Origin of the sequence: Pacificoceanicola onchidii, from assembly GCF_004804335.1 — a bacterium.
GTDB classification, from domain to species: Bacteria; Pseudomonadota; Alphaproteobacteria; order Rhodobacterales; family Rhodobacteraceae; genus Pacificoceanicola; species Pacificoceanicola onchidii.
This window is the reverse complement of the sequence record NZ_SRXY01000003.1, coordinates 513864-530554: the sequence shown is the minus strand read 5'-3', so window position 1 is coordinate 530554 and position 16691 is coordinate 513864. Positions and strand designations below refer to the sequence as shown.

Annotated in this window: 14 protein-coding genes; 4 read left to right on the top strand and 10 right to left on the bottom strand. The window is 61.6% G+C overall.

Annotated elements, in window-relative coordinates:
- Nucleotides 1–222: 222 nt before the first annotated feature.
- Complete coding sequence (gene purC, locus E4662_RS10810; protein WP_136441537.1) at nt 223–984, bottom strand: phosphoribosylaminoimidazolesuccinocarboxamide synthase; 762 nt, start codon at nt 982–984, stop codon at nt 223–225.
- A gap of 194 nt (nt 985–1178) precedes the next feature.
- On the opposite strand from purC, the gene E4662_RS10805 reads away from it, so the two are divergent.
- Complete coding sequence (locus E4662_RS10805; RefSeq protein ID WP_136441536.1) at nt 1179–1493, top strand: DUF1476 domain-containing protein; 315 nt, start codon at nt 1179–1181, stop codon at nt 1491–1493.
- 70 nt (nt 1494–1563) lie between these two features.
- Here the strand turns inward: E4662_RS10805 and prfB are convergent, their stop codons facing one another.
- The 5 genes from prfB to E4662_RS10780 form a co-directional block, all read right to left on the bottom strand.
- A complete protein-coding gene (prfB, locus tag E4662_RS10800; RefSeq protein ID WP_136441535.1) occupies nt 1564–2688 on the bottom strand; it encodes a peptide chain release factor 2 in 1125 nt (374 codons plus the stop codon).
- A gap of 163 nt (nt 2689–2851) precedes the next feature.
- Nucleotides 2852–3079 carry a hypothetical protein gene (locus tag E4662_RS10795; protein WP_136441534.1) on the bottom strand — a complete coding sequence of 76 codons (228 nt, stop codon included), beginning with the start codon at nt 3077–3079 and terminating at the stop codon, nt 2852–2854.
- 162 nt (nt 3080–3241) lie between these two features.
- The gene (locus tag E4662_RS10790) at nt 3242–5779 is read right to left on the bottom strand and encodes a penicillin-binding protein 1A (RefSeq protein ID WP_136441533.1); all 2538 of its coding nucleotides are present in this window, start codon (nt 5777–5779) and stop codon (nt 3242–3244) included.
- 92 nt (nt 5780–5871) lie between these two features.
- Entirely contained in the window at nt 5872–7041 is a 1170-nt protein-coding gene (locus E4662_RS10785; protein ID WP_136441685.1) for an N-acetylmuramoyl-L-alanine amidase, read from the bottom strand.
- Nucleotides 7042–7197: 156 nt separating this feature from the next.
- Entirely contained in the window at nt 7198–8352 is a 1155-nt protein-coding gene (locus tag E4662_RS10780) for a pyridoxal phosphate-dependent aminotransferase (RefSeq protein ID WP_136441532.1), read from the bottom strand.
- A gap of 57 nt (nt 8353–8409) precedes the next feature.
- Between E4662_RS10780 and E4662_RS10775 the strand changes: the two genes are divergently transcribed.
- From E4662_RS10775 to E4662_RS10765, 3 genes are read left to right on the top strand one after another with little or no spacing between them, the layout of a single operon-like run.
- Complete coding sequence (locus tag E4662_RS10775) at nt 8410–9741, top strand: M48 family metalloprotease (RefSeq protein WP_136441684.1); 1332 nt, start codon at nt 8410–8412, stop codon at nt 9739–9741.
- 25 nt (nt 9742–9766) lie between these two features.
- Nucleotides 9767–10540: a DsbA family protein gene (locus tag E4662_RS10770; RefSeq protein WP_136441531.1), complete on the top strand. Its 774-nt coding sequence runs from the start codon at nt 9767–9769 to the stop codon at nt 10538–10540.
- A complete protein-coding gene (locus tag E4662_RS10765) occupies nt 10540–11013 on the top strand; it encodes a hypothetical protein (RefSeq protein ID WP_136441530.1) in 474 nt (157 codons plus the stop codon). Before E4662_RS10770 ends, E4662_RS10765 begins: the two co-directional genes overlap by 1 nt.
- On the opposite strand, the gene E4662_RS10760 is transcribed toward E4662_RS10765, so the two are convergent.
- The 4 genes from E4662_RS10760 to hemA all read right to left on the bottom strand — a co-directional run bounded on the left by E4662_RS10760 (nt 10998) and on the right by hemA (nt 16638).
- Nucleotides 10998–12383, bottom strand: a complete 1386-nt coding sequence (locus E4662_RS10760) for a sensor histidine kinase (protein ID WP_136441529.1) — start codon at nt 12381–12383, stop codon at nt 10998–11000. The genes E4662_RS10765 and E4662_RS10760 overlap by 16 nt on opposite strands.
- Before the next feature lie 4 nt (nt 12384–12387).
- Entirely contained in the window at nt 12388–13521 is a 1134-nt protein-coding gene (gene ispG, locus E4662_RS10755) for a flavodoxin-dependent (E)-4-hydroxy-3-methylbut-2-enyl-diphosphate synthase (RefSeq protein ID WP_136441528.1), read from the bottom strand.
- A 105-nt stretch (nt 13522–13626) separates the two neighbouring features.
- Nucleotides 13627–15252 carry a helix-turn-helix domain-containing protein gene (locus E4662_RS10750; RefSeq protein ID WP_240705167.1) on the bottom strand — a complete coding sequence of 542 codons (1626 nt, stop codon included), beginning with the start codon at nt 15250–15252 and terminating at the stop codon, nt 13627–13629.
- Between the two features lie 156 nt (nt 15253–15408).
- On the bottom strand, nt 15409–16638 hold the full coding sequence (gene hemA, locus E4662_RS10745) for a 5-aminolevulinate synthase (protein WP_136441526.1): 1230 nt from the start codon (nt 16636–16638) through the stop codon (nt 15409–15411).
- Between the last annotated feature and the right edge of the window lie 53 nt (nt 16639–16691).

Sequence of the window (16691 nt, the reverse complement as noted above, 5' to 3'; positions counted from 1 at the left end):
CACGGACCGTTTGCGCCAAGTCCGGAATCTCGGACAGGGACGCAAGAGAGGTTTCGCCGCGCTGCGCGCGACGACCGGAACGCGGGCCATTAGGCCCGCGTGCAGGGGCGCTGCCCCTACGCCCCAAAGGGGGCTACCCCGGGATATTTGAAGCACAAAGAAACAAAAAAGCGGCCTTGAGCTCGCGCGGCCGCTTGATTGATTTGTCTGAGCCGGGGGCGATCAGTTGATCAGCGTCGGCTTTGTTGGATGGGTCGCCTGCTTGGGCATGACGCCAAAGCGTTTGGCGACTTCGGTGTATGCATCCGTGAGCGAACCAAGATCGCGGCGGAAGACGTCTTTGTCCAGCTTTTCGCCGGTCTCGATGTCCCACAGGCGGCAGCTATCTGGGGAGATTTCATCCGCCACAATCAGGCGCTGGAAGTCGCCTTCGTAGACGCGACCGATCTCGATCTTGAAGTCGATCAGTTTGATGCCGACGCCGTACATCAGGCCGGAGAGGTAATCGTTCACCCGCAGCGCCAGCGCTACGATGTCGTCCATGTCGTGCTGGGAGGCCCAGCCGAAGGCGGCGATATGCTCTTCGGATACCAGCGGATCGCCGAGTTTGTCGTCCTTGTAGCAGTATTCCACGATCGGGCGCGGCAGTTGCGTGCCTTCTTCGATGCCGAGACGCTTGGACATGGACCCCGCAGCGTAGTTGCGCACGATCACTTCAAGCGGCACGATCTCGCAGGCGCGCACAAGCTGCTCGCGCATGTTCAGACGCTTGATGAAGTGAGTCGGCACACCCACGGTGTTCAGGCCGGTCATGAAGAACTCGGACAGCATATTGTTAAGCACGCCCTTGCCTTCGATCACGTCCTTCTTTTCGGCGTTGAAGGCGGTCGCGTCGTCTTTGAAGTATTGCACGATAGTGCCCGGCTCCGGGCCCTCGTACAGGGTTTTTGCCTTGCCTTCGTAGATTTTCTTGCGACGTGCCATCTTGGGCCCTTCCGGAAATACAAAGAGCGCCCGAAATTGGGCGCGTTCGCCGCTCTCTTACTCCAAGCCCCGCATCGCCGCAAGCGCACGATGCACGCGCGTGTTGCCGCAGAGTTGCACTCCCCCCTTGCACAGCGCGCCGCCGGGCGTCATATCAAAATGGAACGCGAAACACAGCCCAGGGAGCCTGCCCCATGTCCACATTTGACGAACGCGAAAGCGCCTTCGAGAACAAGTTCGCCCATGACGCGGAAGTCATGTTCAAGGCCGAAGCCCGCTGCAACAAGCTGCTCGGCATCTGGGCTGCAGAGCTGATGGGCAAAACCGGCGACGACGCCGCAGCCTATGCGCGCGAAGTCATCAAGGCCGATTTCGAAGAAGCCGGTCACGAGGACGTGGTGCGCAAGGTTGCCGCTGACCTGGATGGTAAGGCAAGCGCCGACGAGATCCGTGAAAAGCGCGCGGCGCTTCTGGTGATCGCCAAAGGGCAGATGCTCGAAGAGCACTGATCCCGGTTACCCAGACCAAAAAGAAAAGGCGCTCGGTTTGAGCGCCTTTTTTCGTGTCCAGTGTTTGCCGTCAGTCTTCGGCTTTGGCATCCGCCCGGCTCTTGCCCGCCACCTGCATGGCCAGCGTCGCTTCCATGAACCCGTCGAGATCGCCGTCGAGCACCCCTTGGGTGTCGGCAGTCTCATGGTTGGTGCGCAGGTCTTTGACCATTTGGTATGGCTGCAAGACGTATGAGCGGATCTGCGCGCCCCAGCCTGCATCGCCCTTGGCCTCGTGCAGCGCGTTCACCTCGGCCGTCCGCTTGTCCAGCTCCAGCTGATACAGCCGCGATTTCAGGGCCTTCATGGCGATATCGCGGTTCTGGTGCTGCGATTTCTCCGACGATGTGACCACAATCCCGGTCGGATGGTGGGTGATGCGCACCGCAGAGTCGGTGGTGTTCACGTGCTGGCCGCCCGCGCCGGAGGAGCGATAGGTGTCAATTCGGATATCCGCCGGGTTCACTTCGATCTCGATATTGTCGTCGATCACCGGATAGGCCCCGACGCCCGCAAAAGACGTCTCGCGCGTGCCTTTGCCAAAGGGCGAAATGCGCACAAGCCGGTGCGTGCCGCTCTCGGACTTCAGCCAGCCGTAGGCGTTTTTGCCCTTGATCTGATAGGTCACGGATTTGATCCCGGCTTCGGTGCCCGGCGTCTCTTCCTGCAGGTCCACCTCGAAGCCGCGCTTTTCGGCCCAGCGGACATACATCCGCGCCAGCATGCTGGCCCAATCACAGGCCTCCGTGCCGCCCGCGCCGGATTTGATTTCGAGGAAGGCGTCATTGCCGTCGGTCTCGCCGTTCAGCAGCGCCTCAAGCTCTTTCTTGGCAGCCTTTTCGACAAGGGCGGCAATCGCGCCTTCGGCCTCTTCGACAACCTCTTCGTCTTCTTCCATCTCGCCCAGTTCGATCAGCTCAACCTGATCGTCGAGATCCTGTCGAATGGAGGTGTAGGTCTCCATCGCGTCCACCAGGGACTGACGTTCGCGCATCAGCTTTTGCGCCGCTGCCGGATCGTCCCAGAGGTTCGGATCCTCGACCCGCGCGTTGAATTCTTCCAGCCGATGCTGCGCCGTGTCCCAGCCAAGCCGTTGTTTCAGCAGCTCAAGCGACTTCTCGACCTTGTCGACATTGTTCTGGACTTCGGCGCGCATGGGGGAGTTCCTGTAATCAAAGACCGCATCGGGTTCCGCCTGATAGCAAGCGCGCGCGGTCGGGGCAAGGTGAGGAAACAGGACCGGCGCCCCCGGGTAACGCGACCGCAAAAAACAAGGGCGCCCCGAAAGGCGCCCGCGTCATTCTGTACAAGGAGACATATCACCCAAGGTGCTCTTTGACCTTTTCGATCACGTCCTCGACAGAAAGACCCAGCCCTTCGAGCATCGAAAGATCGATCCCTTTTTCTTCGAGCAGCGTCGCTACGGCCTCCGCGTCAAGCTCTGCCAGCGAAGACAGGTCAATCCCGCTTTCCCCGATCTTTTCGACGATCCCGTCTACCCCGCCAAGCGCGCTCACGGCATTGCCGAGCAAATCTCCAAGTCCCATAACACCACTCCAATTGCATTGCGTTCAGTCTTGCCCCGGAATGATGCCTGAAGACATCACCGGACCACTGACGGTTTCAGGCAAAACCGGCCAAATGTCATCGGGGAAAAAACGGCTTGTTTCGGCAGGGTTACGTGATCCGCTCCCCTGCCCTTGCCGCGCTTAGTAGAGCCCGCCGGAGGACAGTGTTCCAAAGCCCGCTTTGGGGCCCACAACGGCTTTGCGACCCGTAGACGTGGTCACCTCGCGCGCCGCTGTTGCGCCTTCCGGGCGGATCAGGTCGAAGTTGCCGGAGACCGCAAAGCCGCCGTCGAACTGGATGCCGAAGAGCGGCTCTTCGCCCTCGCGGAAACACTCGGCCACAACGTTTTCGCCCGAGGCACCGTCGGAGAGGCGCGCACCGGAGAAACGGTCGATCTTGATGAACTCGCAGCCCGGCGGGACGACAAACTCACCGCCGCCATATTTCGCCACGGCCTTGTGCATGAACCGGTTGAACACCGGGCCGCACATGCCGCCCCCGGACGCGCCCCGACCCATGGGTTTGGGCGTGTCGTAGCCAATGTAGCACCCGGCCACGATGTTCGAGGTGAAGCCCACGAACCAGACATCCTTGGCGTCATTGGTGGTGCCGGTCTTGCCCGCCGTGGGGACCGGCAGGTTGACCGTCTTGGCCGCCGTACCGCGATCCACAACGCCGCGCATCATCGAGGTCAGCTGATAGGCTGTCACAGGGTCCATCACGCGTTCACGGTCATTGACGATCCGCGGGCTGCGGTTCGCGGGAATGCCGGGGTTGTCACAATCGACGCAGACCCGTTTGTTGCCGTCCGCCGCATCGTGGCTGTAAATCGTGTTGCCGTAGCGATCCTGAACCCGGTCCACGAGCGTCGGCTCAACCCGCTCGCCACCGTTGGCGAACATGCCGTAAGCCGCAACGATCTTGAACAGCGTGGTTTCATCCGCCCCCAGCGCGTTCGCCAGAACCCGGCCCATGTTGTCATAAACGCCGAACTTTTCCGCATAGCGGGCCACGGTCTGCATGCCCACTTCCTGCGCCAGACGAATGGTCATCAGGTTCCGCGAACGTTCGATCCCGGTGCGCAGCGGCGTCGGGCCGTAGAATTGGTTCGATGCGTTCTTGGGACGCCATACGCCCTGCGGCGTGTTGATCTCGATCGGCGCGTCCACAACGATGGTCGCCGGGGTATAGCCGCTGTCGAGCGCGGAGGCGTAGACAAACGGCTTGAAGCTCGAACCGGGCTGGCGCAGCGCCTGCGTTGCGCGGTTGAACACCGAGTTCTGGTAGGAAAAACCGCCCTGCATGGCGATAACGCGGCCCGTGTTCACATCCATCGCCATGAACCCGCCCTGAACTTTCGGCACTTGCCGCAGGGTCCAGCGGATAAACGCGCCGTTGCCGTCTTCGATCATCTCGCGGACGTGGATCACGTCGCCTTTTTCGAAGTTGTCAAAGAGGTTGCCAGCAAACCAGGAGGTGTCCTTGCGCGGCACGCTGCGCCCGCGCGCATCGTCCTGAGACACGCCTTCGATGCCGATGATCAACTCCTGATCGCGCACATCAAGCACCACGGCGGGCAGCCAGGGCCGTACCAGATCAATGTCCCGCGCCACGCGCGTCTCTGCCAGCGCTTCACGCCAGGCGGTCTCGCTGCTCAGCGCATCGGGCGGCAGGGTCTTGCCCGTGCCGTTCCACTTCCCCAAGCCCCGGTCGTATTGCTCCAGAGCAATCCGCAGGGACTTGGCCGCCTCAATCTGCATTTCGGGATCAAGCGTGGCCCGTACGGAATAGCCGCCGGAGAAGAACTGTTCTTCGCCAAAGTCCTTCGACAGTTGCCGCCGGATTTCATCGGTGAAGTAATCGCGCGGCGGCAAAGACCGGTTGTACGGCTCAAAATCACCGTTCTGCACGGTGCGCAGCGGTAGAGCGACTTCGCTCTCATAGGTAGCCTGCGTGATATAACCGTTCTCCATCATCTCCTTCAGCACGAAGTTCCGGCGCGACAAAAGCCGATCCTTGCGGCGCACCGGGTGGAACGAAGACGGGGCCTTGGGCATGGAGGCGAGCATCGCCGCCTCATGCGGGGCCAGTTCGGACAGCGTCTTGTTGAAGTAAACCTGCGCTGCCGCGGCAACGCCATAAGCGTTCTGGCCGAGGAAGATTTCGTTGAGGTAGAGCTCCAGGATCTTGTCTTTGGACAGCGCATCTTCCACGCGCGAGGCAAGGATGATCTCCTTGATCTTGCGCTCCGCCTTGCGATCCCCGGACAGAAGGAAGTTCTTCATCACCTGCTGCGTGATCGTCGACGCCCCGCGCACGTCGCGCCCCCGCGAGCGCACCGCTTCCACAGCCGCCGCCGCGATGCCGCGCACGTCATAGCCCTGATGTTCGTAGAAATTCTTGTCCTCGGCGCTGATAAAGGCGTTCTTGACCAGCGGCGGGATTTCATTGGCAGGGGTGAACAGACGCCGTTCCTGCGCAAATTCGTCGATGACCTGCCCTTGGGTGGAATAGATCCGGCTGATCGTCGGGGGTGTGTATTGCGCAAGGCTTTCGTGGCTCGGCAGGTCATTGCCGTACATCCAGAACACCGCACCGATGGTCAGCGCGACCATCATGGTCCCCAGCGTGATCACACTGAAGATGGCGCCGAAGAAGGAAAAGATAAAGCGAGTCACGCGGGCGGGCCCCTTAATTGCCTGTGGGCTGAGTATACGCAAAGCGCAATCTGGTCAAAACACATCCACGCGGGAATTTGCCGAGCAAATCGTCATTTAAGGCGCAGGCGGGACAGGGCTTCATCTTCCACAGCCCATGCTTCGATCCCGTCGCGTACGCCAGCGGCCATGCCCGCCCGCCAAATCGGATCCTGCAGGTTTTTCAGATCCTGTGCCGTGGACAGAAAGCCGAGCTCCAGCAAAACCGACGGCACATCCGCGGCCTTGAGCACAGAGAACCCCGCCTGCCGCAAAGGGCGTTTGTGCACATGGCCAACAGCGTTCTTGATCCCGCCTACAAGGTGCTCCGCGAGAGAAACCGAGCGCGGCGTGTTGTCCAAACGGGCGATCTGCATCAGAACTTGCGCCACACGGTCGTCCGAACCCGAGAGGTCCAGACCCGCGAGGATGTCATCCCGGTCATGGCGCTCGGCCAGAGCGGCCGAGGCCGCATCAGAGGCGTCTTCGGACAGTGTATAAACGCTCGCCCCATGCGCCACGCCTTGTTCAATGGCATCAGCGTGCAGCGAGACAAAGAGATCCGCGCGCAGATCATGCGCCATGGCCACGCGCGCCTCGAGCGAGACAAACACGTCCGCATCGCGCGTCAGGAAAATGTCATACCGCCCGGTTCTGGCCAGAACATCGCTCAGCTCATGGGCAAATTGCAGGACCAGATCCGCCTCGTTCACCCCGCCACGTTGCGCGCCGGGGTCGATGCCGCCGTGACCGGGGTCCAGCACAATGACCAAAGGCGCTCCCGCTGGCGGCGGCGCTGCGCGCACCGCTGATGGCTCGGGCAGATCCCAGTTCGGATCACGCGGCAGGCCCGCATTGGCCGCAAATGCCGCTTCATCCGCGCCACTCAACGAAACCGTCAAAACGGCCTTTCCCGTCTCCGGATCAAGGCGCAGCCCGGCCTCATCTACCGCCACCGGCGCATTCAGGTCAGCCACCAGCCGGGACCAACCGGGGCGGAAGCCGCCCACGCGCAGACTGGCGACCCTCTCGGATTGGTCGAGCGCCGCGCCATCCGCGCCCTGCCAGTCGACTTCGCGAAAATCCACCACAAGCCGCTTTGGCTCATCCAGCGTGAAAATCCGCCAAGGCACACCCTGGCTCAGTTCCAGCTCCAGCGTGCTCTTGCCAAACATGCCATCAGTGACACCGCCGCCCTCGAAGCGCGCCAAACCGGACGCCTCCTGCGCCTCGGCCCCGCCCATCAGGCAAACCGCCGCCAATGCTGCAAAAATTCCGTGTCTCACTGCTCTGCCGCCTCTTTGTGGACCGCCTTTTTGCAACAGTAACACGCGGGCACAGGCTTTGCACCTCACGCTTTGACGAATCTGGCCGATGCGACGCCAAAGAATGGCGCGGGCCTACTCTACAAACCCGCGCGCGCGCATGAAGCGCGTCAGCCGTTCCAGCCCTTCGGCAATATCCGCCGTCGACCGGGCATAGGAAAAGCGCAGCGTTCCGCCACCGCGCGCCGGATCGAAATCCAATCCCGGCGTGACGGCCACACCGGCCTCGTCGAGGATCTCGCGGGCAAAGGCGCGGCTGTCGTCCGTCAGGTGGCTCACATCGGCGTAGACATAAAACGCCCCGTCCGGCGGCGCGATGCGGTCGAACCCGGCTTTGGGCAAGCCTTCGAGCATCAGCGCCCGATTGGCCCGGTAGACGGCCATATTCGCCTCAAGCTCTTCGCCCGCGTCCATCGCCGCAAGCGCGGCAACCTGCGAGGCATGAGGTGCACAGATGAACATGTTTTGCGCCAGACGCTCGACCTGCCGCAGGTTTTCCTCGGGCAGCACCAACCAGCCGGCTCGCCATCCGGTCATAGAAAAGTACTTCGAAAAGGAGTTGATCACGCAGACATCTTCGCTGATCTCCAGCGCGGTGACCGCCGGGCGGTCATACTCGATACCGTGATAAATCTCATCCGAAAGGAACGACGCCCCCTGCCCCTGCACCGTGTCAATCAGCGCGGACAAAGCATCGCGATCCAGCATCGTGCCACTGGGATTCGCCGGGCTGGCGACCATCGCGCCTTGATATGACAGCCCTGCGAGGTCTGCGGGCACCAGTTGCAGGCGGTTTTCCGCCCGTGTCTCGACCTCCAATGGCGCGATGTTCATGGCCTTCATGATCTGGCGATAAGAAGGGTATCCGGGTGCGCCCAACACGATTGTGTCGCCCGCATCAAAAAGCGCCGAAAACGCGAGGATAAAGCCCCCGGACGAGCCCGGCGTCACCACCACGCGGGCCGGATCAAGATCGACGTTGTACCAGTCCCCATAGAGTTTCGCGATGCGTTTGCGCAAAGCGGGCAGCCCCAAAGCCACCGTATAGCCAAGCGCATCATCCGACATCGCCCGCGCCAAAGCGTCCCGCGCCGCAGCCGGTGCCGGGGTGCCGGGCTGTCCCACTTCCATGTGAATGATGTGCCGCCCGGCGTCCTCGGCCTGGCGCGCGGCTTCCATCACATCCATCACGATGAAGGGATCAACCGTCCCACGGGTTGAATTTCGCATGGCGACCTCTCTACTCTGCCCGGAGGCAGACTTATGTCCGCATTCGGTGAGGCGTCAATGATCCAAATCCCCTTCTTCCGTCTACTTGGCTCTTGCCTTGTTCTGATGTTGGTCCTGACCGCCCCGGCGCGGGCCGGTCTTTCGATCCTGCGCGACGCGGATGTTGAATACGGGCTGCGCAAACTGGCTGCGCCGGTGCTCAGCGCTGCAGGGCTCAACCCGAACCGGATCAAGATGATCCTGATCGATGACAGCGCGCTGAACGCCTTTGTGGCGGACACGTCCCATATTTTCATCAACTACGGGCTGATCATGAAGCTGGACAGCGCGGCGCAGCTTCAGGCGGTGATTGCGCATGAGGCCGCGCATATCGCCAATGGGCACATCGGGCGGCGGCTCGACAACATGCGCACCGCGCGCACCGCCGCGGGGCTTGGCCTGATCCTTGGCGCGGCGGCGGGTGTTGCCTCGCGCAATGCAGAAGCCGGGTTCGGCGTGGCCATGGGGGCGCAAAGCTCTGCGATCCGGCTGTTCCTGTCCCATACCCGGTCAGAGGAAAGCTCCGCCGATATTGCCTCCGTGCGCTACCTTCTGCGCGCCGGAATCGACCCGACTGGCGCGGTTGAAGTCCAGGACCTGTTTCGCGGACAAGAGGCGCTTTCTGTCGGCAGGCAGGACCCCTACATGCGCACGCACCCGCTCTCACGCGAACGTTATCGCGCGCTCAAGGGACTCGTTGCGGGCCATCAGACGGGCCAGAAGAACCCCGGCGCGGATTATTGGTTCAATCGCATCAAAGGCAAAATCACCGCCTTCAAGCGCGCGCCGAACTGGACGTTGCGCCGTTCAAAGGATAGCGCCAGCCAGGACATCGCGCTGATGCGGCAGGCGGCGGCTTGGCATCGTCAATCCAACCTCAAGAAGGCTTTGGGGGCCATCGATGGCGCGATCAAGCTGCGTCCCAATGATCCGTACCTGCGTGACCTCAAGGGGCAAATTCTGTTGGAATCCAGACAGTTCGGGTCCGCAGTTCAAGTCTATTCAAGCGCCGCCAAAATGGCGCCGAACGATGCGCTGATCCTCGGTGGTCTTGGCCGGGCGATGCTCGCAAATGGCCAGCCAAAGCGGGCCTTGCCGGTTTTGGAGCGCGCCCGCTCGCGCGATTTTTCGGACCCGCGCCTCCTGCGCGATCTTGCCGTGGCCTATGCCCAGACCAAACAGAACGGCATGGCCTCGCTCGTGACCGCTGAACGCTATGCCCTTCTGGGACGGTTCAAGGACGCCGCGCTGCACGCCAAGCGCGCGGAGGGCCTCTTGCCGCGTGGGTCTGGCCCATGGCAAAGAGCACAGGACGTGTTAACAGCAGCCAAACGCGCCCCTCGGCGCTGATCCCTTTGATATCTCTGGAGTTCCTATGACAAAGACCCTGTTCCGCCCTCTGCGCCCGTTGGCCTTTGCAGCCGCGCTCGCCGCCAGTGGCGCAGCCCATGCCGAGGACTTCGACTTCGGTTCCATGACCCCGGAACAACAGGCTGCCTTTAGTGCGCAGGTGCGGGCCTATCTTCTGGAAAACCCGCAGGTGATCATGGAAGCGGTGGCCGTGCTCGAACAGCGCGACGCGAACCAGCAGGCCAACGCCGACAAAGCCATGGTCGCCGACAATATGGAGGCGCTGGTCAATGACGGCTATTCCTGGGTGGGCGGCAATCCCGATGGCGACATCACGATCATCGAGTTTTCCGACTACCGATGTGGTTACTGCCGCAAGGCGCACCCGGAAGTGGCCGAACTGGTCGAAAGTGATGGCAACATCCGCCTGATCATCAAGGAGTTTCCGATCCTTGGTCAGGATTCGCTGACGTCTTCGAAGTTTGCAGTCGCCACGCACATCGTGGCCGGTGACGACGCCTATGCGCAGATGCACGACGCCCTGATCGCCCTTGGCGGTGCGCCCTCGGACGCCGCGCTGTCGCGTATCGCGAAGGGGCTCGGTCTTGATGCCGACGCGATTCTCGCCGAGATGGAAAGCGATGAAGTGCTGCGCCGGATCAGCGAAACCCGGGCGCTGGCACAGAAAATGCAGATCAACGGCACGCCGAGCTTTGTCATGGCCGGGCAGATGATCCGTGGCTATGTCCCGCTTGCCGGGATGCGCCAGATCGTGGCCGAGGGCCGCGCCGCAAACTGATGCGGACCCGCGCTGCGGCAGCCCTGCTCAGCGTGATCTGTGCCGCGACGCCTCAGGGCCTCGCGGCGCAAAACGCCAGCGACCTGCGGGCACGGATCGACGCACTGCGCGCGGCCCCGCAGGAAGACCCGTTTGCATCGGAAAAGGCCACGGATCTCGCCCGCATCGCTGCCGAGTCCCCTTGGCTCTTTGCAAGGAGATCTGACACGCTTGGCCCGGTTGGCTCTCCTGTAGCCGTGGTGCTGTTCACCGCCCCGGATTGCGGCAGTTGCGCCGCCGCTGAGGCAGAGCTGGAAGCGCTGGCTTACGACATTGGCATTGGCGCTACGATCATGAGCACAGAAGACGGGGCTTTTGTTGCCGCTGGCATGGGCCGCCTGTCGCTCGATCTGACGCCGTCTTATGTCACGCGAAACACCTTGATCCGAGGCCACATACCGGCCTTTGTCCTGCAGCGTTATCTCGCGGAGTGATCACGCGCCGGAGGCAGGTGGATATAGACGGTTGTTCTCACTCCCTGCTGCGACGTCATCTCCATGCGCCCGCCAATCTGCTCGACGATGCCGCGCGCCATGGCCAGCCCAAGCCCCGTGCCATGCCCTTTTGGCTTGGTGGTGAAATAGGGTTCAAAAACAAGCGGCAGGATTTCCATCGAAACCCCATGGCCTGTGTCGTTTACCTCGACGGTGACCCCGCCCTCTGGGACCGTGGCAGGATAGGCTGAGATTGTGATGCGTCCGTCATCCTGCATCGCATCAACCGCGTTTTCAACGACCCCGGCCAGAACGCTGCAGAACTGCGGTGCGTCCAACAAGACCATAGGCAGGTTGGCCTTTGGGTCCAAAGACAGCTCTAAAGTCTGATTGCCGGTCAAACACTCCCGCAGTCGCGGCTCGCAGTCCGCCAAAACCTCTGCAATTCCAATCGGTTTCGGAATCAGATGCGCCCTCCGCGCATAGGCGAGAAGTTGTGCGGTCAAAGTGGCTCCGCTGCGCGCCGCGGATTCTGCCTCGTACAGCAGCCCCTCTCGCTCCTTTTGATCACCTGTGATGCGCATCAATTCGAGGTTTCCAAGAACAGCCGTGAGCATGTTGTTGAAATCATGCGCGATGCCACCGCTCAGTTGGCCAATGGCCAATAAACGTTCGTCGGCAATCCGGCGGCGCTGTGCCGCCTGCGCGGCAATACGGGCGCTCCGCACGTCGCGGCACAGCAGCAGGAAATACAGATGCAGCGAAACCGCACCGCAAAGCATCAAAAACGTGTTGGTTTCCGTGTAGAATTCAGGGTGCGCCCCGGACCGGTATTCCCCCCAGATCCAATAGATCTGCAGAAGCAGCACAGTGGCCTGCACCACCATATCATTGAAAAACAGGGGCTTCAGGGCGTTCCGATCCCCAAGCGTGCGCGAATAGAACCCGGCAAACAATACCAAGGCGACAATACTATAGCTGAGATCACCACTGGTCCCGAAATACAGGATCATTGCCCCGAACAGCGCAACATTCACAAAGTCCCCCGCAATAATCTTCGCAGCAGTCCCTGCCGTGATGACCCCACGCAGCCGACTGATAAAGAAACGGATCAGGAGAACTCCGGCGAAATGGCCCAAGAAAAGAAACAAAGGAACCATGTCGTCCATAAGGACATGAACCAGCAAGACACCGAAAGCCAGCAGGACGAGCCGCAGTAGCAGTTCTGCCTGACGAAAAGCGAAAACGCTACGAAAGGCTGAAATGTCGACGTGTCGTTTTCGATCAGCGAGACAACCGAACAGGGAGATTTCCGCGCTGTTCGCGGTGTTCCTTGGGGCGGTGGCCTCTTTTGACTGATCGAAGCTCAACGCATTATTCCGCCGCTTCTGCCGCCCGCGCTTCTGCCGCGTCGAGCTCGGCCGCTTTCTTCTCGACCTGCTCGACGATGTGATCGATCATCTGGTCGTTGTTCATCTTGTGGCTGGCTTTCCCGGCGAGATACACCATGCCGCTCCCGGCACCGCCGCCCGTGAAACCGACGTCGGTCATCAAGGCCTCACCCGGACCGTTCACCACACAGCCGATGATCGACAGGCTCATCGGGGTTTTGATGTGCTCCAGACGCTCCTCCAGCGCTTCTACAGTTTTGATCACATCAAACCCCTGCCGCGCGCAGGACGGGCAGGAGATGATGTTCACACCCCGGTGACGCAGGCCCAGGCTCTTGAGGATGTCATAGCCGACCTTCACCTCTTCCACGGGATCCGCGGACAGGCTGACACGGATCGTATCGCCAATACCCATCCACAGAAGATTGCCAAGGCCGATGGCGCTCTTGATCGTCCCGGACATCAGCCCGCCCGCCTCTGTGATTCCAAGGTGCAGCGGCGCGTCCGTTGCCTCTGACAACGCCTGATAAGCGGCGGCAGACAGGAACACGTCAGAGGCTTTCACACTGATCTTGAAATCGAGAAAATCGTTGTCTTCCAGGATCTTGATATGATCCAGTCCGCTTTCGACCATGGCTTCGGGACAAGGTTCCCCATATTTTTCCAAAAGGTGCTTCTCGAGGCTGCCCGCGTTCACGCCGATGCGCATGGAGCAATTATGATCGCGCGCCGCCTTGATGACCTCGCGCACGCGCTCTTCGCTGCCGATGTTGCCAGGGTTGATCCGCAGGCAGGCCGCGCCCGCCTCCGCCGCTTCTATGCCGCGTTTGTAGTGAAAATGAATGTCCGCAACGATGGGCACCGGGCTTTCGCGCACGATCTCCTTGAGCGCGCGGCTGCTGTCCTGATCGGGCACCGAGACGCGGACAATATCCGCGCCAGCCTCGGCCGCGGCCTGAACCTGCGCGATGGTGCCCTTGATGTCGGTTGTAACCGTGTTGGTCATGGTCTGCACCGAAATCGGCGCATCGCCCCCCACCGGCACTGACCCGACCATGATTTGCCGGGATTTGCGGCGATCGATATTGCGCCACGGGCGCACGGGGTTATGAGACATCGTCTGCCTGTCCATCCATCCTAGACGCCAGTCCCGGACAAGACGGTCGCCCTAGGGGGCTGGCGAAGCGTTAAGTCTTTGAGCGGTAAACGTGTTTGAGTGCACTCATTCCTGCACTCCGGCCCGACCCGCGTTCAGTTCCGCGACAACTTTAGCCAGTTCCGCGTTCCGCGACAAATCCGCGGTCGCCATTTTTGCAGTCACATTCGTGACAGAAAGGGCAAGGTTATCCGCAATCGCGCCATTTGCGCCATACGGCCCGTAAGTCTGCCCGTTCACAGCAAAGTACACGGCCCCCGCATCCCCGGTCCGGATCGTCGGCGGGGTTTCGGTCTGCGGCACTTTGTAGGTGTCGCCGGGCTGCATGATCGCCTCGTAGAGCGTTGCCCCGGACGGTGCCTTGACCCGAACCCAGGCCTCGCGCGAGGCGACGATGGTCACGCCGGGCGTTGCGGCGGCGAGAACCTGCGGTTGCGGCACGGCAATTGCTCCGCTCGGCTGCGCGGCGGCCAGAGCCGTTCCGACGCCGCCCGCAAGCTTGGCAACCACCGGGGCAAGATCGGGATCATCCTGAGCCGTGACGGCACCGTATCCGGCAACGAGCAGTGCCCCGTCCAAAGCCAGGTCCTCGGTCACAGAGCCACGGGGGCCTGCCGGGCCATGCAGCGTGCCATTTACCGCGAAATAGACGGACCCGGATTCGCCGACCTTGATCACCGGGTCTGCGGCACTGGCAGGCACCGCGAAGGTATCGCCCGCGTTCAGAATGCCGGAAAAGAGAACCTCGCCCGCCTCTTCCTTGATCTGGACCCAAGCCGGGCGCGCGGCGACGACAGTCACACCTGAGCCGAGCGCCAAACGTTGACCGGCCAGAGGCGCAGCTCCGAAACCGGGCTCCAGCGCGGCGGCGGCCAAAGCGCTGTCCTGAACCTGCGGCAGGCGTGTCACGCCGCCGGACCCGGCAAACAAGCCGCCGGAATCAGGATCGAGTGTTGAGATCGGGGCATCGCGCGCCACCAGAACCGGCACATCCAGCGCTTGCGGGCGGTACAGCCGGTCAAAGGCTTCGCTGGTCGGCGGTGTAAAGACCCCGGCCACCCCGGCATCGGCCAGCGCGTCCTGCCCCATCGCGTCCGGTGCGGCCGGCGCATTGGCCGCATCCAGCGGGTCAAGCTCGCTCAGAACCACAGGTGTCTGTTCAACCGGCGAAAGCTGCACGCGCTGCACTTCCTGAAGCACGGTCCAGCCGCCGTATCCAATGCCGCCGATCAGCGCCAGAAGAACCAGCGACGAGCCAATTGCGCTCGGCTCGATCCGGGACAGAAAACTGTCACCCGACGGCGCGAAAGCCATGTTCGGTTCGGCAAAGGGATCCCGTGCTTTGGATTTCGGCGCCTCGCCACCTGTCGATTTTCGTATGGTCGAGGCATCCGCCGACATTCCGTGCGCAACGGAAAAGCCGCTTTCTGCGCAAAAGCCTTCGAAAGCTTCATCCGGATCCATGCCAAGGTAACGCGCATAGGAGCGCACGTAACCGGCAATGAAGCCCGGGGTGTCGAAGGCGGACGGGTCGCAGTTTTCAATGGCGGCGATGTAGCTGGCTTTGATGCGGAGTTCGCGCTGAACGTCCAGCAGAGACTTGCCCATGGTGGCGCGTTCGCCGCGCATGACGTCGCCAAGCTTCAACGCAAAATCGTCAAAGCCTTGCTGCGTCTCCTGCGAGTCCGCCAAGGGTTTCTGCTGGGATTTGCGCCCGATCATTCGGCCTGCCCCATGCTTTCCATAGCTTGCCCCATGTCTGCCCAGTCCCGACCGTCACGATTCGTATGCGGCCGTTATTGACTTGAGGTTACCACAGCACAAGCAGTTTGACAGGATTTACCGTGCTTAACCGGCCATTTCGGCACGATTCAGCGCACAATGGCTCCACAGGTCATCCATGGCATGCACAAGATGATCCATCTCCTTGGGGCCATGAACCGGCGACGGGGTGAAGCGCAGGCGCTCCGTTCCGCGCGGGACCGTCGGGAAATTGATCGGCTGAACATAGATGCCGTAGCCGTCCAGCAGCATGTCGGACAGCTGCTTGGTGTGCACCGGATCACCAACGATCACCGGCACGATGTGGCTGCCGTGGTCGATGATCGGCAGGCCAAGCCCTTTAAGGCGCAGCTTGAGGATCTTGGCCTGAGTCTGATGGCGCTCGCGCAGCGCCTGACCGCCCTCAGACTTGAGGAAGGCAACAGAGGCCGCGGCACCCGCCGCGACCGCAGGTGGCAGCGACGTCGTGAAGATGAAGCCCGGCGCGTAAGAGCGTATGGCGTCACACATTTTCTCCGATGCAGCAATATAGCCGCCCATCACGCCATAGGCCTTCGCCAACGTGCCGTTGATGATGTCGATACGGCCCATCAACCCGTCCCGCTCAGCGACACCGGCGCCGCGCGGGCCGTACATGCCAACGGCGTGCACTTCGTCGATATAAGTCAGCGCGCCAAACTCGTCTGCGAGGTCACACATGGCTTCGATCGGGCCAAAGTCGCCGTCCATCGAATAGATCGACTCGAAAGCGATCAGCTTCGGCGCATCAGGATCGTCCGCTTCAAGCTTGGCGCGGAGATCGTCCAGATCGTTGTGCTTGAAGATGCGCTTGGCCCCACCGTTGCGGCGGATGCCTTCGATCATGGACGCGTGGTTCAGCTCGTCAGAGTAGATGATCAGCCCCGGAAACAGCTTGGGCAGCGTGCTCAGAGTCGCGTCATTGGCGATATACGCCGAGGTAAACAGCAGCGCGGATTCTTTGTGATGAAGATCCGCCAGCTCCGCCTCGAGACGCTTGTGATAAACGGTGGTGCCCGAAATGTTGCGTGTGCCGCCAGAGCCTGCGCCGGTTGCGTCAATGGCTTCGTGCATCGCCTCAAGAACAGCCGGATGCTGCCCCATGCCCAGATAGTCGTTACCGCACCAGACGGTAATCGGCTGCTCCGATCCGTCCTGCTTGCGCCATGTCGCGTGCGGAAACTGCCCGTTTTGACGTTCGATATCGATAAAGGTCCGGTAACGGCCTTCTTCGTGAAGACGGTTCAGGGCTGTGTCGAGTTTCGCGGTGTAGTCCACCGGGCTCCTCCTTCTTGATCCGGGCCATGGCCGATTGCGCTACGGGCGACGGG